Below are 25,741 nucleotides of genomic sequence, written 5' to 3'. Positions count from 1 at the left end.
TCAGGCCCCGGTAGCCGCCGCCCGCGGCGATCGCGAGCGCGGCGAAGCCGGGCGCTGCGGGTCGCCGTCATCGGTCCGGGAGAAGCGCACATACCCGTTCTGCTCGAGCTCGTCGGCCAGCTCCGGGCCGCCGGACTCGGCGATGCGGCCGCCCACGAACACGTGCACGTACTCCGGGTGGATGTAGCGCAGGATGCGGGTGTAGTGCGTGATCAACAGGATTCCGCCGTGCTCGGTTTCGGCGTAGCGGTTCACGCCGTCGCTGACCACCCGCAGCGCGTCGACGTCCAGCCCCGAGTCGGTCTCGTCCAGGATCGCGATCTTGGGCTTGAGCAGTTCCAGCTGCAGGATCTCGTGGCGCTTCTTCTCACCGCCGGAGAAACCCTCGTTGACGCTGCGCTCGGCGAAGACGGGGTCGATCTCGAGGGACGTCATCGCCCCCTTGACCTCTTTGACCCAGTGGCGCAGCTTCGGGGCCTCGCCGCGGATGGCCGTCGCGGCCGAGCGCAGGAAGTTCGACACCGACACGCCGGGCACCTCGACGGGGTACTGCATCGCCAGGAATATCCCGGCACGCGCGCGCTCGTCGACGCTCATCGCCAGCACGTCCTCGCCGTCCAGCGTGATCGACCCGGAGGTGACGCGGTACTTGGGGTGACCGGCGATCGCGTAGGACAGCGTCGACTTGCCGGACCCGTTGGGCCCCATCAGCGCATGCGTCTCACCGGATTTCACCGTCAGGTCCACGCCCTTGAGGATGGGGATCTCGCGCTCGCCCTCGGCGGCGTTGGGGTCGTCGACGCTGACGTGCAGGTCTTTGATTTCCAGGGTCGTCATGATGTGGTTGTTTTCTCCGTAATGGCCAGTTCGTGTTCGATGGCTGCGGTCAGGCGTTCGCGTACTTCGGGCACCGCGATCTTCGAGATGATCTCCCCGAAGAACCCGCGGACCACCAGGCGGCGGGCCTGATCCTCCGGGATGCCGCGCGAACGCAGGTAGAACAGTTGCTCGTCGTCGAAACGCCCGGTGGCGCTGGCGTGTCCGGCGCCGGCGATCTCGCCGGTCTCGATTTCGAGGTTGGGGACCGAGTCGGCGCGCGCGCCGTCGGTGAGCACCAGGTTGCGGTTCACTTCGAAGGTGTCGGTGCCGGTGGCTTCGGCGCGGATCAGTACGTCGCCCACCCAGACCGTGTGCGCGTCGGGCAGCGCGGAATCCGGATCCCCTTGCAGCGCACCCTTGTACAGCACGTTCGACTTGCAGTCGGGCCGCGCGTGGTCCACCAGCAGCCGCGACTCGAGGTGCTGGCCGTCGTCGGCGAAGTACAGGCCCAGCAACTCGGCGTCCCCGCCGGGACCGGAAAACCGCACGTTGGCCGACATCCGCACCACCTCACCGCCCAGCGTGACGGTGACGTGCCGCAGCACCGAGTCCTTGCCCAGCCTGGCGTGGTGCGCGCTCAGGTGCACCATGTCGTCGGCCCAGTCGGCGATCCACACGACCGTCAGCCGGGCGGCGTCGTCGACGACGAATTCAACGTTGTCGGCATAGGTTCCGCCGCCGCGCTGGTCGATGACCACCACCGCCTCGCCGAGCTCGTCGACGCGGACCTGCAGATGCCCGTAGGCCACGGCGCCTTCGCCGGGGCCGGTGACGGTGATGTTGATCGGCTCGGCGATCCTGGTGTCCCGGCCGACGGTGACGACGGTCGCGGAGTTGAAGGACGAAAATGCCTGGGCGGCGACGCGATCGGCGGGGGCACCGCCCTGGCCGAGCCGCTCGTCGCCGCGGCGGACGGTCTCGACCTGCACGCCGGGCCGCTGGTCGACGGCGACCTCGGCGCGGCCGGTGGCCTTTGCAGAACCGTCGTGCAGGCCGCGCAGCCGCCGCAGCGGGGTGAACCGCCACAGCTCGTCGCGGCCGTGCGGAACCTCGAAGGCGTCAACGTCGAAGGACGCGAAGAGCTCGCCTTTATTCAGAGCAGTAGCGGTCATCCGACCGCGCCCTCCATCTGCAACTCGATCAGCCGGTTGAGCTCCAGCGCGTACTCCATCGGCAGCTCTTTGGCGATCGGCTCGACGAAGCCGCGCACCACCATCGCCATCGCCTCGTCCTCGGTCAGCCCGCGGCTCATCAGGTAGAACAGCTGGTTTTCGCTGACCTTCGACACCGTGGCCTCGTGGCCCATCGTGACGTCGTCCTCGCGGATGTCGACATAGGGGTAAGTGTCGCTGCGGCTGATCGTATCGACCAGCAGCGCATCGCATTTCACGCTCGAGCGCGATCCGTGTGCGCCCTTGTTCACCTGCACCAGGCCGCGGTAGGAGGTGCGGCCGCCGCCGCGGGCGACCGACTTGGACACGATGTTGCTCGAGGTGTTGGGCGCCAGGTGCAGCATTTTGGCGCCGGTGTCCTGGTGCTGGTCCTCGCCGGCGAAGGCCACCGACAGCACCTCGCCCTTGGCGTGCTCGCCGGTCATCCAGACCGCCGGGTACTTCATCGTCACCTTGGAGCCGATGTTGCCGTCGACCCACTCCATGGTGGCGCCGGCCTCGGCGCGGGCCCGCTTGGTGACCAAGTTGTAGACGTTGCCCGACCAGTTCTGGATTGTCGTGTAACGGCAACGGCCACCGGGCTTTACGATGATCTCCACCACCGCGGAGTGCAGCGAATCCGACTTGTAGATCGGAGCGGTGCAGCCCTCGATGTAGTGGACGTAGGCATTCTCGTCGACGATGATCAGCGTGCGTTCGAACTGGCCCATGTTCTCGGTGTTGATCCGGAAGTAGGCCTGCAGCGGGATGTCGACATGCACGCCCGGCGGCACGTAGATGAACGAGCCCCCGCTCCACACCGCGGTGTTCAGCGCGGAGAACTTGTTGTCCCCCGCCGGGATCACCGTGCCGAAGTACTCCTTGAAGACCTCGGGATGCTCGCGCAGGCCCGTGTCGGTGTCGAGGAAGATAACCCCTTGCGCCTCAAGGTCTTCCCGAATCTGGTGGTACACCACCTCGGAGTTGTGCACCACGAGGCCTTCGGCGATGAAGTTGTGTGGTCCGTCAACCTCGATGTCGTACACCGGCTCGACGGCATACGGCTCGATCGACTGGACCCTTTCAAATCCGAGCCAGTCGTTGCAGTGCACCCGGATCGTCGTCCCGTGCGAACTGTTGGATGAATGCATGTAGCGACGACGGCCGAAGCGGTCGGTTCGCTTGGGGTTGCGGCACCCGAGCCGCTCGAAGTCGCCCGAAATACCCAGCCGCCAAGCGATTTGCATGCGCTCCGGAGCGTGACGGTAGGGCTGGGTAAACGACCACGGACCGCCTGTTCGCAATCCGGATAACTGAGCCAGTTCACGCGCTTGACCAATAAGCGCCTCGTTGGCGCAGGTCAACAAGATTGAACCGCTCTTGTCGGGGCCCACGTAACCATCGGCGTCGACCCAGCCGCCCAGGAAGGCCAGCCGCTCATCCACGGGCAAGCCATAAACCCAATCTGGCACCCGCTTCGTCAGGGCCAAGCCGCTGAAGCCAAGCTCCACAACCAACTCAGTTAAAGCCTTGGAGTTAACGACCACGCGATACTCGTCAGCTTCGATGCAGCGCAGGCCGAACAAGTCGTTCACAACACGTGCAAGCTCGGCACGCAGGTCGACGTCGGTTGCCGGAATGGCGAATTGAACGCGATGCGTCCTCGTCGAGAGGTGTAGGTTGCCGTCGCCGACGTACAACCCCAGCAGCCACATCAGGTCGACGGAACTCGTCGAAGGTGAAGTGAACCCGGGAATATTCGGAAGTTCCGCGCTCGCACCGAATTCGGGTAGCTGGCGCGGCACAGCAATGAAGTCGCCTGCCTTTATCTCGCCGACATTCACCCACCGTCGCGCATACCGGCGGCGTTGCCGACCCGGCTTGCGCTCGTCACGCAATACCAGGATCGGGTGGTTGTCGGTTGCGCGAATGCTGCGACGAGTCGTCTTGACCGCATAGGTCAGCCGGGTGTCGGTTTGCGCCGACGCCTTGACCGGGGCGACGACGAATCGCTCCGCATCCTCGTCGTAGGCGAACACGCGGTCGCCGTATGCGATCTCCTTGATCGGGACTTGCCCGCGGTTGGCAGTCCAGACCAACGTGTCACCCGCCAGGCATTCGTACTGCGCCGCGACGCCCGCCACCAGCCGCTGCTTCTCCGCCTCCGGGATCCCCAGCCGGTCGTAGGTGTTGCGGATGTCCTCGGGGAGGTCATCCCACGTCGCGGCCTGTTTCTCGGTGGAACGCACGAAATACTTGATGTTGTCGAAGTCGATGCCCTCGAGGTTGGAGCCCCAGTTCGGCATGGGCTTGCGCTCGAAGATGCGGAGCGCCTTGAGCCGGGTCTGCAGCATCCACTCGGGCTCGTTCTTCTTCGCCGATATGTCGCGCACCACCGCCTCGGACAGCCCGCGCTGCGCGCTGGCGCCCGCGACGTCGGAGTCCGCCCAGCCGTAGCCGTACCGCCCCAGCGAGGCGATCGCCTCCTCCTGGGTCAGCGGCTGGGCAGGGGCCCTGTCGGCCTCAAGGGTCATAACGACGCTCCTTCGGTGTTCGTGGTGTCGCGACGTGGGCTGGCCGCCGGAACCGTGAGTGGTACATGGGTGGTGCAGGCGCAGTTTCCGTTGACGATGGTCGCCAACCGCTGCACGTGGGTTCCGAGCACCTCGGCCATGGCCTGCTGCTCGGCTTCACACAATTCGGGGAATTCCTCGGCGACGTGGGACACAGGGCAGTGGTGCTGGCAGATCTGCACGCCGTGGATCGGCCCGCCCACCCGCGTCGTGGTCGCGACGTAACCGGCCTTGGTCAGCGCGCCGGCGACCCGCTCGGCCGCCGCCTCGACCTCGGCGTCGTCGCCGCTGTCGGCCGCCTCGACCCCGGCGAGGATCGCGTCGATGCGCCGCCGTGCGAAGGTGCGGACGGCGTCCTCGCCGCCGATCTCCCGCAGCTGGCGCATGGCCGCCGCGGCCAGGTCGTCGTAGGCGTGGTCGAGCTTGGCCCGGCCGGCCCCAGTCAGCCGGAAGCGCTTGGCGGGGCGCCCGCGGCCCACCTGCCGCCACGGCTCGGCGGCCACCGCCTCCGCGTCGCCCGCCTCGATCAGCGCGTCGAGGTGACGCCGCACGCCGGCGGGAGTCAGGCCGAGCCGGTCCCCGATCTCGACGGCGGTGATCGATCCGGATTCCAGCAGCAGGCGCACGATGGCGCGGCGGGTGTGACCATCCGGCACCGCGGCGCCGACGGGAGCCACGGGCGCCTCATCGAGGCTGGTTCGGATTTTCACAACACCAGTGTGACGCAATTCCGGGGATCGGTCCACCAAGGGTCCCCTGTCTTGATCGCCGCCGGCTCGGGCCCGACGGCTACGCTGCTCTGATGGCAGCCCGCCACCACACGCTGAGCTCGTCGATCGCCAGCCTGCACGGCGACGAGCAAGCGGTGGGTTCGCCGCTGAACGATACCGAGTTCACCGCGCTGCAGCGCACCCGCCTGTTCGGCGCCACCGGCACCGTCCTGATGGCGATCGGTGCGTTGGGCGCCGGGGCGCGGCCCGTCGTGCAAGACCCGACGTTCGGGGTCCGGCTGCTCAACCTGCCGTCGCGCATCCAGACGGTCTCGCTGACGATGACGACGACGGGCGCGGTGATGATGGCGCTGGCCTGGCTGATGCTGGGGCGGTTTGCGCTGGGCAACCGGAAAATGTCGCGCGGGGACCTGGACCGCACCCTGCTGCTGTGGACGCTGCCGCTGCTGATCGCGCCGCCGATGTACAGCAAGGACGTCTACTCGTACCTGGCCCAGAGCCAGATCTCGCTGGAGGGGCTCGACCCTTACAAGGTGGGCCCGGCGTCCGGGCTGGGCCTCGGCCACGTGTTCACGCTGTCGGTGCCGACGCTGTGGCGCGAGACGCCCGCACCGTACGGCCCGTTGTTCCTGTGGATCGGGCGCGGCATCTCGGCGCTGACCGGGGAGAACATCGTCGCCGCCGTGCTGTGCCACCGGATCGTGGTGCTGATCGGGGTCGGCCTGATCGTGTGGGCCACCCCGCGGCTGGCCCGGCGCTGCGGCGTCGCCGAGGTGAGCGCCCTGTGGCTGGGGGCCGCCAATCCGCTGCTGATCATGCACCTGGTCGCCGGCGTCCACAACGAGGCGCTGATGCTCGGGCTGATGCTGGCCGGCGCCGAGTTCGCGCTGCGCGGCATCGACTCTCCGCGACTGCTGCCCACCTCGTGGCGGCCGGGCCCGAGCTGGGAGCCGTTGGGCATGCTGCTCGCGGGCGCGATCCTGATCACCCTGTCCTCGCAGGTGAAGCTGCCGTCGCTGCTGGCGCTCGGATTCGTCACGATGGCGCTGGCCTACCGCTGCGGCGGCAACCTGCGCGCCCTGCTGCTGGCGGGCGGTGGGATGGCGGCGCTGGCACTGGCGGTGATGGCCCTGGTCGGCTGGGCCAGCGGGCTGGGATTCGGCTGGATCTACACGCTGGGCACCGCCAACGTGGTGCGCAGCTGGATGTCGCCGCCGACGCTGCTGGCCCTGGGCACCGGACAGGTGGGGATCCTGCTGGGCCTCGGCGATCACACCACCGCCGTGCTGGGGCTGACCCGTGGCATCGGCGTGCTGATCATCATGGTGCTGGTGGCCTGGTTGCTGGTGGCCGTCTTCCGCGGCCGGCTGCACCCGATCGGCGGCCTGGGCGTCGCGCTGGGCATCTGCGTGTTGCTGTTCCCGGTGGTGCAGCCCTGGTATCTGCTGTGGGCAATCATCCCGCTGGCCGCGTGGGCGACGCGCCCAGGCTTCCGGGTGGCGGTGATCGTCATCACCCTCGTCGTCGGCATCTTCGGCCCGACGGCCAACGGCGACCGCTTCGCCCTCTTTCAGATCGTCGACGCCACGCTGGCCAGCAGCCTGATCGTGGCGGTTCTCATCGCGTTGACCTACACCCGTCTGCCGTGGCGCCAACTGCGGCCGACGGGCCCGGAAACCAACGGCCAGACGGCCGTCACGCTGCCCGCCGAGCCCCCCAGGACCGCCCCTCGCTCCGAGGCGGCACCCGACGCCTACGCTGATTCCACGTGAGCCCGCTCCCCGAAACGCCCGACACTGTCGTGCGGCTGCGCGGGGTTACCAAGCAATACGGGTCCGGCGCGGCCGCCGTCGAGGCCGTCTCCAACCTCGATCTGGAGGTGCACGCCGCCGAGGTGCTCGCCCTGCTCGGGCCCAACGGCGCCGGTAAGACCACGACGGTCGAGATGTGCGAGGGCTTCGCGCGTCCCGACGCCGGCACGATCCGGGTGCTCGGCCTGGACCCCGTGGCCGACAACGCGCGCCTGCGCGCGCGCATCGGGGTGATGCTGCAGGGCGGCGGCGGTTACCCCGCGGCGCGGGCGGGCGAAATGCTCAACCTGGTGGCCGCCTACTCCGCCGACCCGCTGGACCCGGCGTGGCTGCTGGACACCCTCGGCCTCACCGACGCCGCCCGCACCACCTACCGGCGGCTCTCCGGCGGGCAGCAGCAACGGCTGGCGCTGGCCTGTGCGCTGGTCGGCCGGCCCGAGCTGGTGTTCCTCGACGAGCCCACCGCCGGCATGGACGCCCACGCCCGGTTGCTGGTCTGGGAGCTCATCGACGCGCTGCGCCGCGACGGCGTGACCGTGCTGCTGACCACGCACCAGCTCAAGGAGGCCGAGGAACTCGCCGATCGGCTGGTGATCATCGACCACGGGGTGACGGTGGCGTCGGGCACCCCGACCGAACTGATGCGCGCGGGCGCCAAGGACCAGCTGCGGTTCACCGCGCCGCCACGCCTCGACCTGTCCCTGCTGGCGTCCGCGCTGCCGGAGGACTACAAGGCCACCGAGGTGACGCCGGGCGAGTACCTGGTCGAGGGCCCGGTCGACCCGCAGGTGCTGGCGACCGTCACGGCGTGGTGCGCACAAATCGACGTGCTGGCCACCGACATGCGCGTCGAGCAACGCAGCCTCGAGGACGTCTTCCTCGACCTCACCGGCAGGAAGCTACGGCCGTGACTCATTCAGGGACCCAGTCGAACACCTTCCCCGCGGGGACCTTCAAACCCCACCCGCGCCCCAGCCCCGTGCCGCGGATGCTCGCGGCGCAGTTCGGGCTGGAGCTCAAGCTGCTGCTGCGCAACGGCGAGCAATTGCTGCTGACCATGTTCATCCCGATCACGCTGTTGGTGGGGCTGACCCTGCTGCCCTTCGGCGACTTCGGCCGCAACCGCGCGGCCACGTTCGTCCCGGTGATCATGGCCCTCGCGGTGATCTCGACCGCCTTCACCGGGCAGGCGATCGCCGTCGCCTTCGATCGCCGCTACGGCGCGCTGAAACGGCTCGGGGCCACCCCGCTGCCGGTCTGGGGCATCATCGCCGGAAAGTCGCTGGCGGTCGTCACGGTGGTGTTCCTGCAGGCAATCCTGTTGGGCGCCATCGGTTTTGCGCTCGGCTGGCGACCCGCACCCGCGGCGTTGCTGTTGGGCGCGGCCGTCATCGCGCTGGGCACCGCGGGCTTCGCGGCGCTCGGGCTGTTGCTCGGCGGGACGCTGCGCGCCGAGATCGTGCTGGCGGTGGCCAACCTGATGTGGTTCGTCTTTGCCGGCCTGGGTGCGCTCACTCTGGAAACCAGGATGATCCCGCCGGTGGTGAAATGGCTTTCCCGGCTCACCCCGTCGGGCGCGCTCACCGAGGCGCTCTCCCAAGCGATGACGCTGTCGGTGGACTGGTTCGGAGTCGTCGTCCTGGCGGTGTGGGGCGCGCTGGCCGCGCTGGCCGCCCGGCGCTGGTTCCGCTTCACCTAGACGGCATCGCGCTGAGGTCGCCGAGATTGGCGCCATGGTCGCGGGTCGCGCCGATTCACAGCCATGGCGGCAATTTCGGCGCAACGGGCCCGTACTACAGACCGTAGTTTTTCTTGGCTTACCATCGGGCGGTGCTACGACGAACGCTGCGGCGGTTGGTGGACCTGCTCCCCGACCCCAGCCTGCGCGCCCAGCGGATCGTCGCCGCCCTCGTCATCCTCACGCAGGGCGGCATTGCGGTCACCGGGGCGATCGTGCGCGTCACTGCCTCCGGGCTGGGCTGCCCCACCTGGCCGCAGTGCTTTCCCGGCAGCTTCACCCCGGTCGCGGTGGCCGAGGTGCCACGGATTCACCAGGCCGTCGAGTTCGGCAATCGGATGATCACCTTCGCCGTGGTGATCACCGCGGCGCTTGCCGTGCTGGCCGTGACCCGCGCGCGCCGGCGCACCGAGGTCCTGGTCTACGCGTGGCTGATGCCGGTGTCGACGGTGGTGCAGGCGGTGATCGGCGGCATCACCGTGCGCACCGGGTTGCTGTGGTGGACCGTGGCCGTGCACCTGCTGACGTCGATGGCGATGGTGTGGCTGTCGGTGCTGCTCTACGTCAAGGTGGGCGAGCCCGATAACGGCGTGGTCCACTACGCGGTGCCGCGGCCGCTGCGCGCGCTGACCGCGCTGAGCGCGGTGAACCTGGCGGCGGTGCTGGTCGCCGGCACGCTGGTGACTGCCGCCGGCCCGCACGCCGGCGACCGCAGCCCCAGCCGCACGGTGCCCCGGCTGAAGGTCGAGATCACCACGCTGGTGCACGCGCATTCGTCGCTGCTGGTCTCCTACCTGGCGCTGCTGGTCGGGCTCGGCTTCGGGCTGCTGGCGGTGGGCGCCGGCCGGGCCATCCGGCTGCGGCTGGGCGTGCTGGTCGCCCTGGTGTGTGCCCAGGCCGCGGTCGGCACCGCCCAGTACTACACGGGGGTGCCCGCCGCCCTGGTCGCGGTGCACGTGGCCGGCGCGGCTGCCTGCACGGCGGCGACGGCGGCGCTATGGGCCTCAATGCGACAACGGACCGAGGCCCAGCCGCTCGCAGGCTGACTCCACGGCGAGGGCGAACTCGCGCTGGGCCCGCCCGCGGGTGTCGGCGTCAAGCCGCGACCAGCCCAGCGACGGCGCCACCAGGTCGAGCCCCACCAGCCGGTCCCCCGCCAGGTCGGCGCGCGCGTAAAGCAGCTCGCGCGAGCCGATTCCGGCGCGTTGCGCGGCCGACGCGATGGCGGCGTATCCGAGGTCCCACGACTCGAACTCCGGCTCGCCCGGCCACGCGTGCGACCCCTGCCCGCCGATGAATACCAACGCCGACCGAGCCGTCCCGTCCGTCAGCACCGGTAGCCCGTCGTCCTCGAGGTCGCGCAGGTACCGCTCGCCGAGGTTCCACGCGATCGCGTCGGGCGGGTTGAGCAGGTGGCGCACCCGGCGGATCCAGGCCAGGAAGTCGTCGCGTGGTTCGGGGGCGCGGCGCAGGATCACCAGGTCGGCGCCGACGGTCCGCGGGTCGTCCCAGGGCAACCAGCGCGCGTGCAGCCCGCGGGTTCGCAGCGCGGGCACCAGCCCCGCATCGTCGGGGTGTCGGGGATCACCCGCCAGCACGATGCGCGGATGGAAGACGTCCGGGCGGGCCAGCTTCATGCCCGGGCATGATATCCACATGCACGCAATCGAAATCAGCGAAACCGGTGGTCCCGAAGTCCTGCGGTATGTCGACGTCCCCGAGCCCACGCCCGGCCCCGGCGAACTCTTGATCAAGGCCGAGGCGATCGGCGTCAACTACATCGACACCTATTTCCGCTCCGGGCAGTACCCGCGCGAGGTGCCGTTCCTCCTCGGCCAGGAGACCGCCGGCACCGTCGTCGCCACGGGTGACGGGGTCGACGATTTCAGCGAGGGCGACCGGGTGGGCACCGCCGCGGCGTCCGGCGCCTACGCCGAATTGGCGACCGCCCCAGCGGCTTTGACCGCGAAGGTGCCCGATGGCGTGACGTCCGAGGTGGCCGCCTCGGTGATGCTCAAGGGCCTGACCGCGCACTACCTGCTGACGTCGGTGTATCCGGTCAAAAGCGGTGACACCGTGCTGGTGCACGCGGGCGCCGGCGGGGTCGGGCTGATCCTGACGCAGTGGGCCACGTTGCTCGGGGCGCGGGTCATCACCACCGTCTCCACGCCGGAGAAGGAGCGGCTGTCCAAGGAGGCCGGCGCCGCCGAGGTGCTCTCCTACCCCGACGACCCAAACGAATTCGCCGAGAAGATCCGCGAATTGACCGGGGGCGAAGGGGTGGCCGCGGTGTACGACGGCGTCGGCGCGACGACCTTCGACGCCAGCCTGGCCAGCCTGGCCGTCCGGGGCACCCTCGCGCTGTTCGGCGCCGCCAGCGGGCCCGTTCCGCCGTTCGACCCGCAGCGCCTCAACGCCGCCGGGTCGGTGTTCTTGACCCGGCCGTCGCTGGCGCACTTCATCCGCACCGGCGACGAATTCCATTGGCGCGCGGGCGAACTGTTCGACGCGATCGCCGGCGGCGGCATCACCATCGAGGTCGGCGGCCGCTATCCGCTCGCCGAAGCGGCGCGCGCACACCAGGACCTGCAGGGCCGCAAGACGACGGGCTCGATCGTGCTGCTGCCATAACGGTTCGGCGCACCTATCACAGCGGCCCCAAAAGGGAAGGGGTCGACGTTTTGCCCGCCTCGCAGCGACACCTCTTCCACCACAAAGGTTGTCGCTGTGAGGCGGGCACAAAGGGTGCCGCCTCGCGGAGAGACGGGTGTGACCGGTGCTACAGCAGCGTCGGCAGCGCGATCACCGAGTCGACCGCCAGCGCGCAGAACACCACCGCCAGGTAGTTGTTCGATTGCAGGAACAGCCGCAGCGGCTTGACCGGCTCCCCGGCGCGCACGCCGGCGTACAGCTGATGCGCCATGGCCAGGAACCACACCCCGGCCAGCAGGGCGACCGCCGCGTACAGCCAGCCGGTGGCCAGCGCGAGCGCCAGCGTCGCGAGCACGGTCAGCCAGGTGTAGATCAGGATCTGCTTGGTGACCTGACGCTCGGTCGCCACCGCGGGCAGCATCGGGACGCCGGCCGCCTTGTAGTCGTCCTTGTACCGCATCGCCAAGGCCCAGGTGTGCGGCGGCGTCCAGAAGAAGATGATCGCGAACATCACCAGCGCCGGCCAAGAGATGGTGCCGGTGACCGCGGACCAGCCGATCATCACCGGCATGCAGCCCGCGGCCCCGCCCCACACGACGTTTTGCGACGTGCGGCGCTTGAGCAACAGCGTGTAGACGAACACGTAGAACGCGATGGTGGCCACGGCCAGCAGCCCGGACAACAGGTTGGTCGTCCACCACAGCCAGAAGAACGAGCCCACGCTGAGCACCAGCCCCAGGACCAGGGCATTTCGCGTCGGCACCGCGGCGCGCGCCAACGGCCTGCGCGCAGTGCGCTTCATCACCTTGTCGATGTCGGCGTCGGCCACACAGTTGAGCGTGTTGGCGCCGCCGGCGGCCAGCATCCCGCCGATCAGCGTGTTGAGGATCAGCAACGGGTTCACGGTGCCGCGGTGGGCGAGCAGCATCGCCGGGATCGCGGTGACGAGCAGCAACTCGATGACCCGCGGCTTGGTGAGCGCCAGGTACGCCAGGACCGTGCCTTGCACCCGGCCCGGTGCCTCTCGACTCGGCGCGACGCGCCCGCGAACGCTCACGCAATAACTCCTCGGGGTCGCAGCAGCGCGCAGCATCTACTACGCACGATGGTAGACCGCGTGCCGGCGGCCGCCTGCCCGGAGGGTCCGAAAGGGATTCTTCCGAGAATTCCGAACAGATTGCAAAGCCCAGGCGACCGGGGCGTATTTTCACAGCCGCCGGCGTTGGGTACTACAGAACTCTGCACTGCAGGAGCCGGCACTCCCGCATTAGGGTAGGCAATATCAGCTTGATGACCCAAGGACTGAGGCTGTGACGACACTCGAAGAGATCTCCACGCTGACCCAACCGCACCTCCCCGACGACTGGACCGAGATCGATTCGGCCGCGGTCGACACGATCCGGGTGCTGGCCGCCGACGCGGTCCAAAAAGTCGGCAACGGCCACCCCGGAACGGCGATGAGCCTGGCCCCGCTGGCCTACACCCTGTTTCAGCGCACGATGCGCCACGACCCCAGCGACACCTACTGGCTGGGTCGTGACCGGTTCGTGCTGTCGGCCGGGCATAGCAGCCTCACGCTGTACCTGCAGCTGTACCTGGGCGGGTTCGGCCTGGAGCTGTCGGACATCGAGTCGTTGCGCACGTGGGGATCCAAGACGCCCGGGCACCCGGAGTTCCGGCACACCAAGGGCGTTGAGATCACCACCGGCCCGCTCGGTCAGGGCCTGGCGTCGTCGGTCGGGATGGCGATGGCGTCGCGCTACGAGCGCGGCCTGTTCGACCCGGACGCCGAGCCGGGCACCAGCCCGTTCGACCACTTCATCTTCGTGATCGCCTCCGATGGGGACATCGAGGAGGGCGTGACGTCCGAGGCGTCGTCGCTGGCGGCCGTGCAGCAGCTGGGCAACCTGATCGTGTTCTACGACCACAACCAGATCTCCATCGAGGACGACACCAACATCGCGCTGTGCGAGGACACCGCCGCGCGTTACGAGGCCTACGGCTGGCACGTGCAGCGGGTGGAGGGCGGCGAGAACGTCGTCGGCATCGAGGAGGCAATCGCCAACGCCAAGGCCGTCACCGACCGGCCGTCGTTCATCGAGCTGCGCACCATCATCGGCTACCCGGCGCCCAAGCTGATGAACACCGGCAAGGCGCACGGCGCCGCCCTGGGCGACGAAGAGGTCGCGGCCGTCAAGAAGATCCTCGGCTTCGACCCGGACAAGAACTTCGAGGTGCGCGACGAGGTCATCGCCCACACCCGCAAGCTGGTGGACCGCGGCAAGGAAGCGCACGAGAAGTGGCAGGCGGAGTTCGACGCGTGGGCGCAGCGGGAACCCGATCGCAAGGCGCTGCTGGACCGGTTGACCGCCGAGAAGCTGCCCGAGGGCTGGGACGCCGACGTCCCGACCTGGACCCCGGAGGACAAGCCGTTGGCCACCCGCGCGGCGTCCGGCAAGGTGCTGAACGCGGTGGGGCCGAAACTGCCCGAGCTGTGGGGCGGCTCGGCCGACCTGGCGGGCAGCAACAACACCACCATGGACAACGTCAAATCGTTTGGGCCCCCGTCGATTTCGACGAAGGACTACACCGCCGACTGGTACGGTCGCACGCTGCACTTCGGCGTTCGCGAACACGCGATGGGCGCGATCCTGTCCGGCATCGTGCTGCACGGCCCGACCCGGGCCTACGGCGGCACGTTCCTGCAGTTCTCCGACTACATGCGCCCGGCCGTGCGCCTCGCGTCGCTGATGAACATCGACACGATCTACGTGTGGACGCACGATTCGATCGGGCTGGGTGAGGACGGCCCGACCCACCAGCCGATCGAGCACCTGGCCGCGCTGCGCGCCATCCCCCACCTGTCGGTGGTGCGCCCGGCCGACGCCAACGAGACCGCGTACGCCTGGCGCACGATCCTGGCCCGCGGCAACGGCAGCGGCCCGGTCGGCCTGATCCTGACCCGCCAGGGCGTGCCGGTCCTGGACGGCACCAACTTCGAGGGAGTCGGGCGCGGCGGCTACATCCTCGGTGATGACGGCGGCGACGAGCCCGACGTCGTGCTGATCGCCACGGGCTCCGAGGTTCAGCTCGCCGTCGAGGCGCGAAACCTGCTGGCGGACAGGGACATCGTCGCGCGGGTGGTGTCCATGCCGTGCGTCGAGTGGTTCGAGTCGCAGCCCGAGGAGTACCGCGACAGCGTGCTGCCCCCGTCGGTGTCGGCGCGGGTGGCCGTCGAGGCCGGGGTCGCGCAGTCCTGGCACAAGCTCGTCGGCGACACCGGTCGCATCGTGTCGATCGAGCACTACGGCGAATCCGCCGATTACAAGACTTTGTTCCGTGAGTTCGGCTTTACCGCCGAAGCCGTCGCGGCGGCCGCGGAGCAGGTAGTCGATAACTGAGAAAGGGTGATTCACATGGCCAGTCAGAACCCCAACCTCGCGGCGTTGAGCGCAGCAGGGGTGTCCGTTTGGCTGGATGACTTGTCGCGCGAGCGGCTGCGGTCGGGCAACCTGCAGGAGCTGATCGACACCAAAAGCGTTGTCGGCGTGACCACCAACCCCTCGATCTTCCAGAAGGCACTCGCCGACAGCGACACCTACGACGAACAGATCTCCGAGTTGGCCGAACGCGGTGCCGATGTGGACGCCACCATTCGCACGGTCACCACCGACGACGTCCGCAACGCGTGCGACGTGCTGCGGCCGCAGTGGGAGGCCTCCGACGGCGTCGACGGCCGGGTGTCCATCGAGGTCGACCCGCGCCTCGCCGCCGAGACCGACAAGACCACCGCGCAGGCCGTCGAGCTGTGGAAGATCGTCGACCGGCCCAACTTGTTCATCAAGATCCCGGCGACCAAGGCCGGCATTCCGGCCATCACTTCCGTTCTGGCGGAGGGGATTTCGGTCAACGTCACGCTGATCTTCTCCGTTGAGCGGCACCGCCAGGTGATGGACGCCTACCTGGCCGGGCTGGAGAAGGCCCGCGAGGCCGGGCACGACCTGTCCAAGATCCATTCGGTGGCATCGTTCTTCGTCTCGCGGGTGGACACTGAGGTCGACAAGCGGCTGGAGAAGATCGGCTCCGAAGACGCGCTCGCGCTGCGCGGAAAGGCCGGCGTCGCCAACGCCCGGCTGGCGTACGCCGCCTACGAAGAGGTCTTCAAGGGCGGCGATCGCTACGAGTCGCTCAAGTCCGCCGGGGCCCGCGTGCAGCGCCCGTTGTGGGCGTCGACGGGGGTCAAGAACCCCGACTACTCCGACACCCTCTACGTCACCGAGCTGGTCGCGCCGAACACGGTTAACACCATGCCGGAGAAGACGATCGACGCCGTCGCCGATCACGGTGAAATCAAGGGCGACACCGTCAGCGGCACCGCATCGGCCGCTCAGGAGGTGTTCGACAAGCTGGCCGCGGTCGGCGTCGACCTGACCGACGTCTTCGTGGTGCTGGAAAACGAGGGCGTGGAGAAGTTCGTGGAGTCCTGGACCGAGCTGTTGGAAGAGACGCAGAAGCAACTCGATTCCCTCGGCAAATGAGCCCGGCGGGCTCGAAGGCGGGCTCCCGCGACGCCGCGCAGTGGCGAAACCCGTTGCGGGACAAGCAGGACAAGCGACTGCCCCGGATCGCGGGCCCGTGCGGCATGGTGATCTTCGGGGTCACCGGCGACCTGGCCCGCAAAAAAGTGATGCCGGCCATCTACGACCTGGCCAACCGCGGGTTGCTGCCGCCCACCTTCTCGCTGGTGGGTTTTGCCCGGCGGGATTGGCAGACGCAGGATTTCCGCAAGGTGGTCTACCAGGCCGTCAAGGAGCACTGCCGCACGCCGTTCCGGGAGGAGAACTGGGAGCGGCTGGCCGAGGGATTCCGTTTCGTGCCGGGCGCTTTCGATGACGACGAGGCGTTCGCCCGGCTCGCTGAGACGCTGGAGAAGCTCGACGCCGAGCGCGGCACCGGCGGCAACCACGCCTTCTACCTGGCGATCCCACCGAACGCCTTCCCGGTGGTGTGCGAGCAGCTGCACAAGTCCGGCCTGGCCCGCCCGCAGGGCGACCGGTGGAGCCGGGTCGTCATCGAAAAGCCGTTCGGCCACGACCTGGAAAGCGCCCGCGAGCTGAACAAAACCGTCAACGCCGTCTTCCCGGAGGAGGCGGTGTTCCGCATCGACCACTATCTGGGCAAGGAGACGGTCCGCAACATCCTGGCGCTGCGGTTCGCCAACCAGTTGTTCGACCCGATCTGGAACGCCCACTACGTCGACCACGTGCAGATCACCATGGCCGAGGACATCGGGCTGGGTGGCCGGGCCGGCTACTACGACGGCATCGGCGCCGCCCGCGATGTCATCCAGAACCACCTCATGCAGCTGCTGGCGCTGACCGCGATGGAGGAGCCGGTGAGCTTCAATCCGGCTGCGCTGCAAACCGAGAAGATCAAGGTGCTCTCGGCGACGCAGCTCGCCGAACCGCTCGACGAGACCACCAGCCGCGGCCAGTACACCGGCGGCTGGCAGGGCGGCGAGAAGGTCGTCGGGCTGCTCGACGAGGAGGGGTTCTCCAAGGACTCCACCACGGAGACGTTCGCCGCGATCACTCTCGAGGTCGATACCCGCCGCTGGGCCGGCGTGCCGTTCTACCTGCGAACCGGTAAACGCCTGGGCCGCAGGGTGACCGAGATCGCCCTGGTCTTCAAGCGCGCGCCGCACCTGCCGTTCGACGCGACCATGACCGACGAGCTCGGCGCCAACGCGATGGTCATCCGGGTGCAGCCCGACGAGGGCACCACCCTGCGGTTCGGCTCCAAGGTGCCGGGCACCGCCATGGAAGTCCGCGACGTCAACATGGACTTCTCCTATGGATCGGCGTTCGCCGAGGAATCACCGGAGGCCTACGAGCAGCTCATCCTCGACGTGCTGCTCGGCGAGCCATCCCTGTTCCCGGTCAACGAGGAAGTCGAATTGGCCTGGGAGATACTCGATCCCGTCCTCGAGAACTGGGCTTCGCACGGCAAGCCCGACCCCTACGAGGCCGGCACCTGGGGCCCGGAATCGGCGTTCGAGATGCTGCGCCGCACGGGCAGGGAATGGCGGCGGCCGTGATTGTCGACCTGCCCGAAACGACCACCACCGCGGTCAACAAGAAACTGAGCGAGCTGCGCGAAAAGGCCGGCGCCGTCACGATGGGGCGGGTGCTGACGCTGCTCATCGCGCCCGACAGCGAGGACGTGCTGGAGGAATCGCTCAAGGCGGCCAACGACGCCAGCCACGAGCACCCGAGCCGCATCATCGTCACGATGCGGGGCGACCCGTACGCCGACGAGCCACGCCTCGACGCCCAGCTGCGCTCCGGCGGCGACACCGGCGCCAGCGAGGTGGTGATCCTCAACCTCTCCGGGCCGCTGGCCGGCCACGCCGCCAGCGTGGTCGTCCCGTTCCTGCTGCCCGACATCCCCGTCGTGGCGTGGTGGCCCGACATCGCGCCGGAGAAGCCGGCGCAGGACCCGTTGGGCAAGTTGGCAATCCGGCGCATCACCGACGCCACCAACGGCATCGACCCGTTGTCGGCGATCAAGAGCCGCCTGCCCGGGTACAGCGCCGGCGACACCGACCTGTGCTGGGCGCGCATCACCTACTGGCGGGCGCTGCTGACCTCCGCCGTGGACCAGCCGCCGCACGAACCGATCGAGTCGGCGCTGGTTTCCGGCCTCAAGACCGAGCCCGCGCTCGACATCCTGGCGGGCTGGCTGGCCAGCCGCATCGACGGTCCGGTGCGCCGGGCGGTCGGCGAGCTCAAAGTCGAGCTGGCACGCCAGAGCGAGACCATCACGCTCAGCCGGCCCCAGGAGGGCAGGACCGCCACCCTGAGCCGCACCGCGCGCCCGGACGCCCTGGTTCCGTTGGCGCGCAGGGAAACCGGGGAATGCCTGGCCGAAGACCTGCGCCGGCTGGACGCCGACGAGGTCTACCGAACAGCGCTGGAGGGGATCAAGAAGGTGCAGTACGTATGAGCCCGATCGTCGAAGTACTCAAGGACGGCGACGCCCTCGTCGAGGCCGCGGGCGGACGGCTGGTCAAGACCATCCAGGACGCCGCGGCGGCGCGGGGCCGGGCCCTGATCGTGCTGACCGGCGGCGGCAATGGCATCGGGCTGCTGCGCTACCTCGCCACCCGTCGTGACGAGATCGACTGGTCCAAGGTGCACCTGTTCTGGGGCGACGAGCGCTACGTGCCCGAGGACGACGACGAGCGCAACGACAAGCAGGCGCGGGAGGCCCTGCTCGATCACGTCGACATCCCGTCGAGCCAGGTGCACACGATGCCGGCCAGCGACGGCGAATTCGGCGCGGACCTCGCGGCCGCGGCGCTGGCCTACGAGCAGCTGCTGGCCGCCAACGCCGAACCCGGCCAGCCGGTGCCGAATTTCGACGTCCACCTGCTGGGAATGGGGCCGGAGGGCCACATCAACTCCCTCTTCCCGGACACCCCGGCCGTGCGCGAGACCAGCCGCATGGTGGTCGCCGTCGAGGACTCCCCCAAACCGCCGCCGCAGCGAATCACGTTGACGCTGCCCGCTATCCGGCGTTCCCGCGAGGTGTGGCTGATGGTGTCCGGGGCGGGCAAGGCCGAGGCGGCGGCCGCCGCCATCGGTGGCGCCCCGCCGGCGTCGGTGCCGGCCGCCGGGGCCGTCGGCCTCGAGACCACGCTCTGGCTGCTCGACCAGGAGGCCGCGTCCAAGCTTCCCGGCTAACCGGTCGGGGTAATAATGCAGTCATGGCAGACCGAACCGCGCGCGGGGGGCCCGAGCGAAGCCGGATCAAAACCCTCACCCAGGCGGCGCTGAACGCCGACAAGACCGTCGAACAGGTCGAGGACGTGCTCGACGGCCTGAGCACCACGATGAGGGAGCTGAACAGCTCGCTCACCAACCTCAACGCCACGGTCGAACGGATGGAGGCCGGGCTGGATCACCTCGACGGCACCCTCGCCAGCCTCGACGACCTGGCCAAGCGGCTGATCGTGCTGGTCGAGCCCGTGGAGGCCATCGTCGCGCGGATCGACGACATGGTGAAGGTGGGCGAGACGATGATGTCACCGCTGTCGATCACCGAGCATGCCGTGCGCGGCGTGCTGGACCGGCTGCGCAACCGCTAGCCCTACATCTTGGTGGATCGGGCCATCACGAAGCTGTACAGGCCGTAGGTGATGATCCCCACGCCGGCCGCGATCAACAACGCCGCCCCGTAGGGCTGGGCCCCGAGGGTTTTCAGCGCCCCGTCGAGTCCGGTGGCCTTCTTCGGTTCGGAGCGGCAGGCGGCGACGACAACCAACGCCCCGGTGCCGGCGATCACCACGCCCTTCGCCACATAGCCGGCGGCGCCGAGGCGTCGCACCAGACGACCCGACTTGCCCTTGAGGTCGCCGACGAAATTGCGGCTGGCGCCTTTGTAGACGTGATAGCACCCGACCACCACGATGAGCACGCCGCAGGCGATGAGCGCGAGCGTGCCAGCGGTGGTGTGCATCAGGCGCGCGCTGATGCTCGAATTCTGTTGATCGGCCGGCCTGCCCGCGCCCCGGGCGTATCCGCACGCCGAGTAGGCGAAGGCGAGGTAGACGGCCGCGAGTCCGAACGCCTTCGCCCGGTCCCACACTCCCGGCGACGAGCGCTCGGGTTCGCGGTCGTACGACCGCCCGAGGGCCGTCTCGACGAGCCGCCAAAGGCCCATCGCCAACAACGCGGCCGCGGCGATCCACAGCGCAAGCGGGCCGCCCGGTTTGGCCGCCAACGTCGACAGGGCCCCGGTCTGGTCGGCGGTGCCGCCGTCGCCGCACGCGACCCGGATGGCGAGATAGCCGACGATCAGGTGCAGCAGCCCGTTCACCACATACCCGCCCCGGGCGATTCGTTCGAACACGCCGTTCTGGGCCACTTGTGCCGGTTCCATGGCACGGGGATGCCCGTCAGCCGCTGTTACGTAACGCGCTCGCCAGTCCGTTCATCGTCAGCAGGATGCCGCGCTGCACCAATTCGTCGTCGTCGCCGGAGCGGTAGCGGCGGAGCAGCTCGACCTGCAGGTGGTTGAGCGGCTCCAGATACGGGAAGCGGTTGAACACCGAACGGGCCAGCGCCGGGTTGTCGGCGAGCAGGTCGTCCTGACTGGTGATGAGCTTGTGCATGGCGATGGTGCGCCGGTGCTCGTCGGCGATCTTGTCGAACACCCTGTGCCGCAACGATTCGTCGGCCACCAGCTCGGCGTAGCGGGCCGCCAGGCCCAGGTCGCTCTTGGACAGCACCTGCGCCATGTTCGAGAGCACGCTGGCAAAGAACGGCCACCGCTCGTACAGCTCGTGCAGGATCGCCACCCGCTCGGTTTCGCTCTCGGGGCCCGCCGCGATCCACTGCTCGAAGGCCGCGCCGGTGCCGTACCAGCCCGGCAGCATCACCCGCGACTGGCTCCAGGCCAGCACCCACGGGATGGCGCGCAGATCCGAGATGGATTCGGTGGGCTTGCGCGAGGTGGGCCGGCTGCCGATGTTCAGCGATCCGATCTCGCTGACGGGCGTGGACGCCTTGAAGTACTCGACGAATCCCGGTGTCTCGTGCACCAATTCGGCGTAGGCGCGGTGCGCCAGCGCGGCCACCTCGTCGAGCACCGCGTAGGCCGGTTCCGCGGCTTCGCCGAGGCCCTCCACGTCGAGCAGCGTCGACTCCACGGTGGCCGCCACCAAGCTCTCCAGGTTGCGCCGGGCCAGTTGCGGTTCGGCGTATTTGGCCGCGATCACCTCGCCCTGCTCGGTGAGGCGCAGCGAGCCGTTCACCGCGCCGGGCGGCTGCGCCAGGATCGCCTGGTAGCTGGGGCCGCCGCCGCGGCCGACGGTGCCGCCGCGACCGTGGAAGAGCCGCAACCGGATTCCGGTCTTGCGGGCCACCTCGACGAGGGTGAGCTCGGCGCGGTAGACGGCCCAGTTGGCGGCCAGGTATCCGCCGTCCTTGTTGGAGTCGGAGTAGCCCAGCATCACCTCTTGGCATCCGCCGCGGGCGTCCACCAGCGCCCGGTAGATGGGCAGGTCCAGCATCGCCTGCAGGATCGACGCGCCGTTGTGCAGGTCGTCGATTGTCTCGAACAGCGGCGAAATGCCCAGGGGGCAGTAGGGTTCCGGGCCCGACGCGTCCAGCAGGCCGGCCTCCTTCAACAGGATCGCGGCCTCCAGGACGTCGGACACCGACTGGCACATCGAGATGACGTAGTTGGGCACCGCCGCCGGTCCGTAGAGGTCGACGGCGCGGGCGGCGGCCGCGACGACGCCCAGCTCGCCGCGGGCGAGGTCGGACAGTTGCGCGCGGTCGCCGACCAGCGGCCGGCGGGTGGCGAGCTCGCCCGCCAGCAGCGCGACCCGCTCGTCTTCGGCCAGCGAGGCGTAGTCGGGATGCACCCCGGCCCAGGCCAGCAGCTCGGCGATCACCTCTTCGTGGACGTCGGAGTTCTGCCGCATGTCCAGGCCGGATAGATGGAACCCGAAGGCGTGCACGCTTTCTCGCAGCCGGGCCAGCCGATCGTCGGCGAGCAGCTCGGCGCCGTGTGTGCGCAGCGACGCGTCGATGACGTCCAGGTCGGCCCGCAGTTCCGCCGGAGCGGAGTACGGCCGCAGGCCCAGGTCGAGCTCGTGCTGCGGCCGGCGGTCCAGGATGTCGGTGCCCGTCGCGGTGAGGCGGGCCCGGATCACCCGCAGCGCGCGCCGGTAGGGCTCGTCGGCGCGGGCGCTCTCGTTGCCGCCCTCGGCCAGGGCGGTCAATTCGGGGGTGACCGTGATCAGCCGCGCCGACATCGACAGCTCCTGTTCGAGCTCCGTCAGCTCGGCCAGGTAGTGCGCCAGCGCGGTGAACGCGGCGCTGCCGGTGGCCCGCCGCACGACGTCGGCGGTGACGTTCGGGTTGCCGTCGCGGTCGCCGCCGATCCAGGACCCCGGCTGCAGGATGGGCGACGAAAGCAGGTCGGCGTCGGGCCAGCGCGCGCGCAGCGCCTCCCGGACCTCGGCGTTGACCTGCGGGATCACCTTGAACAGCGCGGCCGGGTAATACCGCAGGCCCACGTCGATCTCGTCGGTGATCTGCAGCCGGGACAGCCGGATGAGCGCGGTCTGCCACAGCGTGAGCACCTGGCGGCGCAACTCGAGCTCGATGTTGCGGCCGTCGTCGGTCTCGGTGTGCCCGGCGGCGCGCAGCCGCATCAATTCGGTGATGCGGTGCTGGGTCACGAACACGGTGCGCCGGCGGGTCTCGGTGGGATGGGCGGTGATCACCGGGGACACCAGGGCGCCCCGCAGCGCGTCGGCCACCGTGGCCGAATCGAGCTCTGCCCGATCGAGTTTCGCGTACGTCGCGGCCAGGCTGCTGTCCTGCGGTGGCTCGCCGGCGGCGACGTGGACGTCGCGTCGGCGTTCCCGGTGGATGTCTTCGGCGACGTTGGCCAGCAGCGCGAAGTGGCTGAACGCCCGGATGATCGGGATGGCCTGGTGGATGTCGATGCCGTCGAACATCCGCGCCATGTCGGCCCGGTCGATCTCGGAGCGGCGCACCCGGAAGGACTCCACCCGCGCGCGTTCCACGAGCTCGAACACCTCGTCGCCGTTCTGCTCACGCACGGTGTCGCCGAGGATGGTGCCCAGCAGCCTGATGTCGGCGCGCATCGGCTCGGTTGCCTCGCGGCCGACCCGGGTGCGTTGGACGGCACCGATCGGTTCCAGCGCGATGTCGGAAGCCTCAGCCATGCGTCCCAGTATCGAGGCGGATCGCCCGGCCCGCCCGTCGAGCGGTCAGGGCCATCGGCAGCAGTCGCGGCCGAGTGTGCAATTCACGACGCATCATCGGCGTGTCGCGTCGTGAATTTCACATTCGGCGCCGCGACGGTGCGGATGGAGGCCGGTCAGCGGTACTTGATCAGCAGGGCCATGCCGATGATGCACACCAGCCAGATGCCGACGATGAACACCGTCAGCCGGTCGAGGTTTTTCTCCACGACCGTCGACCCGGACAGGCTCGACTGCACGCCGCCGCCGAACAGCGTCGACAGGCCGCCACCCTTGGCGCGGTGCAGCAGCACCAGCAGCACCACCAGGATGCTCGTGACCACCAGGGTGATCTGCAGGGCCAATTGCATGCCAGAAAGCCTACCGGTGCGTTGGCGGCGTCACGGCAGGGGCCCGCCGGCGGCGATCGCCGCCAGGGTCGCGAACTGCTCGCCGTCCAGCGACGCGCCGCCGACCAGCCCACCGTCGACGTCGTCCTGAGCGACGAGTTCGCCGACGTTCTTCGCGTTCATCGAGCCGCCATAGAGCACCCGCACGGTTTCGGCGACCTTCGCCGAGGCGAGGGACGCCAACTCTTTGCGGATCGCCGCACACACCTCCTGGGCGTCGGCGGAGCTGGCCACCCGGCCGGTGCCGATCGCCCAGACCGGCTCGTAGGCGATCACCACGTTGCCGATCTGCTCGGCCGAGAGCCCGGCCAGCGAGCCGCGCAGCTGGTTTTCGCAGTAACTGACGTGCTCACCCGCCTCCCGGGTCTCCAGGTGCTCGCCGATGCACACGATCGGGGTGAGCTCGTGCTTGAGCGCGGCGGCGGCCTTGGCGGCCACCAGCGCGTCGTCCTCGTGGTGGTAGGTGCGCCGCTCGGAGTGGCCGACGACGACGAACTGGCAGCCCAGCTTGGCCAGGAAGGCGCCGCTGATGTCGCCGGTGTAGGCGCCCGAGTCGTGCGGGGACAGGTCCTGGGCGCCGTAGGTCAGCCGCAGCTTGTCGCCGTCGACCAGGGTCTGCACGCTGCGCAAGTCGGTGAACGGCGGGAGGACGGTGACGTCGACCTTGTCGTAGTACTTGTCCGGCAGCGCGAACGCTATCTTTTGCACCAGCGCGATCGCCTCGAAGTGATTGAGGTTCATCTTCCAGTTGCCGGCGATCAGCGGCTTGCGGCTCACGAGTCCCCTCCGGTCGGCTGCGGCCGGCTAAGCACCTCGATGCCCGGCAGCGTCTTGCCCTCCAGGTATTCCAGCGACGCTCCCCCGCCGGTCGAGATGTGCGAGAAGTCACCCTCGGGGATGCCGAGCGCGCGCACTGCGGCCGCGGAGTCGCCGCCGCCGACCACGCTGAAGGCGCCCTTGCCGGTGGCCGCGGCGACGGCCTCGGCCACGCCCTTGGTTCCGGCGGCGAACGCCGGGAACTCGAACACCCCCATCGGGCCGTTCCAGAAGACGGTTTCGGCGTTGGACAGCAGCGTGGTGAACCGCCGGACCGATTCGGGCCCGATGTCCAGGCCCATCTTGTCCTGCGGAATGCGGTCCGCCGCAACGGTTTCCGGCGGCGAATCGGCGGCGAACTTTTCCGCCACCACGATGTCCACCGGAAGGTGCAGCACGTCGGCGTAGGTCTCGCACAGCCGGCGGCAGGTGTCGACCATGTCGGGCTCGAGCAGCGACGTGCCGACCGAAAGGCCATGCGCGGCAAGGAAGGTGAAGCACATGCCGCCACCGATCACGATGCTGTCGGCCTTGGTCGCCAGCGACTCGATCACGCCGAGCTTGTCGGACACCTTCGACCCGCCGAGCACCACCGCGTAGGGGCGCTTGGTCGAGCTGGTCAGCTGCTCGAGGACCCGGATCTCCTCGGCCACCAGCGTGCCCGCGTAGTGCGGCAGCAGGGTCGCGACGTCATAGACGGAGGCCTGCTTGCGGTGCACCACGCCGAAGCCGTCGGAGACGAAAGCGCCGTCCGGCCCGACCAATTCGGCCAGCTGCCGGGCCAGCGCCAGGCGCTCGCCGTCGTCCTTGCTGGTTTCGCGCGGGTCGAAGCGGATGTTCTCCAGCAGCAGGATGTCGCCGTCGGTGAGGCCCTCGGCGCGGGCCAGCGCGTCGGTGCCGACGACATCGCCGGCCAGCTGCACGTGCCGCCCGAGCTGGTCGCCGAGCGCGGCGGCGACCGGCGCCAGCGACAGCTTCGGGTCGGCGCCGTTCTTGGGACGACCCAGATGCGCGGTGACCACGACCTTGGCGCCGGCCTCGAGCAGCGCCTGCAGCGTCGGCACCGACGCGGTGATGCGGCCGGCGTCGGTGATGGTCCCGTCATCCAGGGGGACGTTCAGGTCGGAGCGAACCAGCACGCCGCGACCCGAAACCCCCGCGGCCAGAAGGTCTTCGAGAGTTGGGATGCTCACGG

22 protein-coding genes are annotated in these 25,741 nt (G+C 69.2%); 11 read left to right on the top strand and 11 right to left on the bottom strand.

Translation table 11 applies throughout. From position 1 onward, the window contains the following. Genes sufC through A5712_RS02085 form a run of 4 tightly spaced genes read right to left on the bottom strand, consistent with a single transcriptional unit; the run spans nt 1 to nt 5,412 of the window. Nucleotides 1–837: a Fe-S cluster assembly ATPase SufC gene (gene sufC, locus A5712_RS02105; RefSeq protein WP_231981917.1), complete on the bottom strand. Its 837-nt coding sequence runs from the start codon at nt 835–837 to the stop codon at nt 1–3. After that, on the bottom strand, nt 834–1,991 hold the full coding sequence (gene sufD, locus A5712_RS02100; RefSeq protein WP_068100670.1) for a Fe-S cluster assembly protein SufD: 1,158 nt from the start codon (nt 1,989–1,991) through the stop codon (nt 834–836). The genes sufC and sufD overlap by 4 nt, the downstream gene beginning before the upstream one ends. Beyond that, nucleotides 1,988–4,564 (bottom strand): Fe-S cluster assembly protein SufB, encoded by a 2,577-nt coding sequence (gene sufB, locus A5712_RS29945; RefSeq protein ID WP_156766368.1) that lies wholly within the window; start codon nt 4,562–4,564, stop codon nt 1,988–1,990. Before sufB ends, sufD begins: the two co-directional genes overlap by 4 nt. Further along, nucleotides 4,561–5,412 carry a helix-turn-helix transcriptional regulator gene (locus A5712_RS02085; RefSeq protein ID WP_369830347.1) on the bottom strand — a complete coding sequence of 284 codons (852 nt, stop codon included), beginning with the start codon at nt 5,410–5,412 and terminating at the stop codon, nt 4,561–4,563. The genes sufB and A5712_RS02085 overlap by 4 nt, the downstream gene beginning before the upstream one ends. Here A5712_RS02085 and mptB point away from each other — a divergent pair. The 4 genes from mptB to A5712_RS02065 all read left to right on the top strand — a co-directional run bounded on the left by mptB (nt 5,406) and on the right by A5712_RS02065 (nt 9,929). Next, nucleotides 5,406–7,106 carry a polyprenol phosphomannose-dependent alpha 1,6 mannosyltransferase MptB gene (gene mptB, locus A5712_RS02080; protein WP_068100667.1) on the top strand — a complete coding sequence of 567 codons (1,701 nt, stop codon included), beginning with the start codon at nt 5,406–5,408 and terminating at the stop codon, nt 7,104–7,106. The genes A5712_RS02085 and mptB overlap by 7 nt on opposite strands. After that, nucleotides 7,103–8,056 carry an ABC transporter ATP-binding protein gene (locus A5712_RS02075; protein WP_152531317.1) on the top strand — a complete coding sequence of 318 codons (954 nt, stop codon included), beginning with the start codon at nt 7,103–7,105 and terminating at the stop codon, nt 8,054–8,056. The genes mptB and A5712_RS02075 overlap by 4 nt, the downstream gene beginning before the upstream one ends. 77 nt (nt 8,057–8,133) lie before the next feature. Next, the gene (locus A5712_RS02070; RefSeq protein WP_231981933.1) at nt 8,134–8,844 is read left to right on the top strand and encodes an ABC transporter permease; all 711 of its coding nucleotides are present in this window, start codon (nt 8,134–8,136) and stop codon (nt 8,842–8,844) included. 131 nt (nt 8,845–8,975) lie between these two features. Beyond that, the gene (locus A5712_RS02065; protein WP_068100742.1) at nt 8,976–9,929 is read left to right on the top strand and encodes a heme A synthase; all 954 of its coding nucleotides are present in this window, start codon (nt 8,976–8,978) and stop codon (nt 9,927–9,929) included. Here A5712_RS02065 and A5712_RS02060 read toward each other — a convergent pair. Further along, on the bottom strand, nt 9,888–10,520 hold the full coding sequence (locus A5712_RS02060) for a hypothetical protein (RefSeq protein ID WP_068100663.1): 633 nt from the start codon (nt 10,518–10,520) through the stop codon (nt 9,888–9,890). The genes A5712_RS02065 and A5712_RS02060 overlap by 42 nt on opposite strands. 19 nt (nt 10,521–10,539) lie before the next feature. On the opposite strand from A5712_RS02060, the gene A5712_RS02055 reads away from it, so the two are divergent. Further along, entirely contained in the window at nt 10,540–11,514 is a 975-nt protein-coding gene (locus tag A5712_RS02055) for a quinone oxidoreductase (protein WP_068100661.1), read from the top strand. A gap of 148 nt (nt 11,515–11,662) precedes the next feature. Here A5712_RS02055 and A5712_RS02050 read toward each other — a convergent pair whose 3' ends face one another. Next, a complete protein-coding gene (locus A5712_RS02050) occupies nt 11,663–12,592 on the bottom strand; it encodes a heme o synthase (RefSeq protein ID WP_068100659.1) in 930 nt (309 codons plus the stop codon). A 253-nt stretch (nt 12,593–12,845) separates the two neighbouring features. On the opposite strand from A5712_RS02050, the gene tkt reads away from it, so the two are divergent. Genes tkt through A5712_RS02020 form a run of 6 tightly spaced genes read left to right on the top strand, consistent with a single transcriptional unit; the run spans nt 12,846 to nt 19,684 of the window. Beyond that, nucleotides 12,846–14,936 (top strand): transketolase, encoded by a 2,091-nt coding sequence (gene tkt / locus A5712_RS02045; protein ID WP_068100657.1) that lies wholly within the window; start codon nt 12,846–12,848, stop codon nt 14,934–14,936. 15 nt (nt 14,937–14,951) lie between these two features. Next, nucleotides 14,952–16,073 (top strand): transaldolase, encoded by a 1,122-nt coding sequence (tal, locus tag A5712_RS02040; protein ID WP_068100655.1) that lies wholly within the window; start codon nt 14,952–14,954, stop codon nt 16,071–16,073. Then, nucleotides 16,070–17,632, top strand: a complete 1,563-nt coding sequence (zwf, locus tag A5712_RS02035; RefSeq protein WP_068100653.1) for a glucose-6-phosphate dehydrogenase — start codon at nt 16,070–16,072, stop codon at nt 17,630–17,632. The genes tal and zwf overlap by 4 nt, the downstream gene beginning before the upstream one ends. Beyond that, on the top strand, nt 17,629–18,540 hold the full coding sequence (opcA, locus tag A5712_RS02030) for a glucose-6-phosphate dehydrogenase assembly protein OpcA (protein ID WP_068100740.1): 912 nt from the start codon (nt 17,629–17,631) through the stop codon (nt 18,538–18,540). The genes zwf and opcA overlap by 4 nt, the downstream gene beginning before the upstream one ends. Further along, the gene (gene pgl, locus A5712_RS02025; RefSeq protein ID WP_068100652.1) at nt 18,537–19,280 is read left to right on the top strand and encodes a 6-phosphogluconolactonase; all 744 of its coding nucleotides are present in this window, start codon (nt 18,537–18,539) and stop codon (nt 19,278–19,280) included. The genes opcA and pgl overlap by 4 nt, the downstream gene beginning before the upstream one ends. A 23-nt stretch (nt 19,281–19,303) precedes the next feature. Next, nucleotides 19,304–19,684: an ATPase gene (locus tag A5712_RS02020; protein ID WP_068100650.1), complete on the top strand. Its 381-nt coding sequence runs from the start codon at nt 19,304–19,306 to the stop codon at nt 19,682–19,684. A gap of 2 nt (nt 19,685–19,686) precedes the next feature. Here the strand turns inward: A5712_RS02020 and A5712_RS02015 are convergent, their stop codons facing one another. From A5712_RS02015 to pgk, 5 genes are all read right to left on the bottom strand, one after another. After that, nucleotides 19,687–20,478: a DUF1206 domain-containing protein gene (locus tag A5712_RS02015; protein WP_068100646.1), complete on the bottom strand. Its 792-nt coding sequence runs from the start codon at nt 20,476–20,478 to the stop codon at nt 19,687–19,689. A gap of 16 nt (nt 20,479–20,494) precedes the next feature. Next, nucleotides 20,495–23,302, bottom strand: a complete 2,808-nt coding sequence (gene ppc / locus A5712_RS02010) for a phosphoenolpyruvate carboxylase (RefSeq protein WP_068100645.1) — start codon at nt 23,300–23,302, stop codon at nt 20,495–20,497. A 155-nt stretch (nt 23,303–23,457) separates the two neighbouring features. Next, nucleotides 23,458–23,691 carry a preprotein translocase subunit SecG gene (gene secG, locus A5712_RS02005; RefSeq protein WP_066929551.1) on the bottom strand — a complete coding sequence of 78 codons (234 nt, stop codon included), beginning with the start codon at nt 23,689–23,691 and terminating at the stop codon, nt 23,458–23,460. 30 nt (nt 23,692–23,721) lie between these two features. Beyond that, nucleotides 23,722–24,507, bottom strand: a complete 786-nt coding sequence (gene tpiA / locus A5712_RS02000; RefSeq protein ID WP_068100644.1) for a triose-phosphate isomerase — start codon at nt 24,505–24,507, stop codon at nt 23,722–23,724. After that, nucleotides 24,504–25,739, bottom strand: a complete 1,236-nt coding sequence (gene pgk / locus A5712_RS01995; RefSeq protein WP_068100643.1) for a phosphoglycerate kinase — start codon at nt 25,737–25,739, stop codon at nt 24,504–24,506. The genes tpiA and pgk overlap by 4 nt, the downstream gene beginning before the upstream one ends. Nucleotides 25,740–25,741: the final 2 nt, after the last annotated feature.

Origin of the sequence: Mycobacterium sp. E2327 (assembly GCF_001672675.1) — a bacterium.
GTDB lineage: Bacteria > Actinomycetota > Actinomycetes > Mycobacteriales > Mycobacteriaceae > Mycobacterium.
The sequence above is the reverse complement of the archived record's forward strand: the minus strand, read 5'-3'. Positions and strand labels throughout refer to the sequence as shown.

Bases quoted from the DNA above. Each gene is read 5' to 3' on its own strand.
- sufC (WP_231981917.1), bottom strand. From the start codon at position 837: ATGACGACCCTGGAAATCAAAGACCTGCACGTCAGCGTCGACGACCCC.
- sufD (WP_068100670.1), bottom strand. From the start codon at position 1,991: ATGACCGCTACTGCTCTGAATAAAGGCGAGCTCTTCGCGTCCTTCGAC.
- sufB (WP_156766368.1), bottom strand. From the start codon at position 4,564: ATGACCCTTGAGGCCGACAGGGCCCCTGCCCAGCCGCTGACCCAGGAG.
- mptB (WP_068100667.1), top strand. From the start codon at position 5,406: ATGGCAGCCCGCCACCACACGCTGAGCTCGTCGATCGCCAGCCTGCAC.
- A5712_RS02070 (WP_231981933.1), top strand. From the start codon at position 8,134: ATGCTCGCGGCGCAGTTCGGGCTGGAGCTCAAGCTGCTGCTGCGCAAC.
- A5712_RS02060 (WP_068100663.1), bottom strand. From the start codon at position 10,520: ATGAAGCTGGCCCGCCCGGACGTCTTCCATCCGCGCATCGTGCTGGCG.
- A5712_RS02055 (WP_068100661.1), top strand. From the start codon at position 10,540: ATGCACGCAATCGAAATCAGCGAAACCGGTGGTCCCGAAGTCCTGCGG.
- tal (WP_068100655.1), top strand. From the start codon at position 14,952: ATGGCCAGTCAGAACCCCAACCTCGCGGCGTTGAGCGCAGCAGGGGTG.
- zwf (WP_068100653.1), top strand. From the start codon at position 16,070: ATGAGCCCGGCGGGCTCGAAGGCGGGCTCCCGCGACGCCGCGCAGTGG.
- pgl (WP_068100652.1), top strand. From the start codon at position 18,537: ATGAGCCCGATCGTCGAAGTACTCAAGGACGGCGACGCCCTCGTCGAG.
- A5712_RS02020 (WP_068100650.1), top strand. From the start codon at position 19,304: ATGGCAGACCGAACCGCGCGCGGGGGGCCCGAGCGAAGCCGGATCAAA.
- A5712_RS02015 (WP_068100646.1), bottom strand. From the start codon at position 20,478: ATGGAACCGGCACAAGTGGCCCAGAACGGCGTGTTCGAACGAATCGCC.
- ppc (WP_068100645.1), bottom strand. From the start codon at position 23,302: ATGGCTGAGGCTTCCGACATCGCGCTGGAACCGATCGGTGCCGTCCAA.
- secG (WP_066929551.1), bottom strand. From the start codon at position 23,691: ATGCAATTGGCCCTGCAGATCACCCTGGTGGTCACGAGCATCCTGGTG.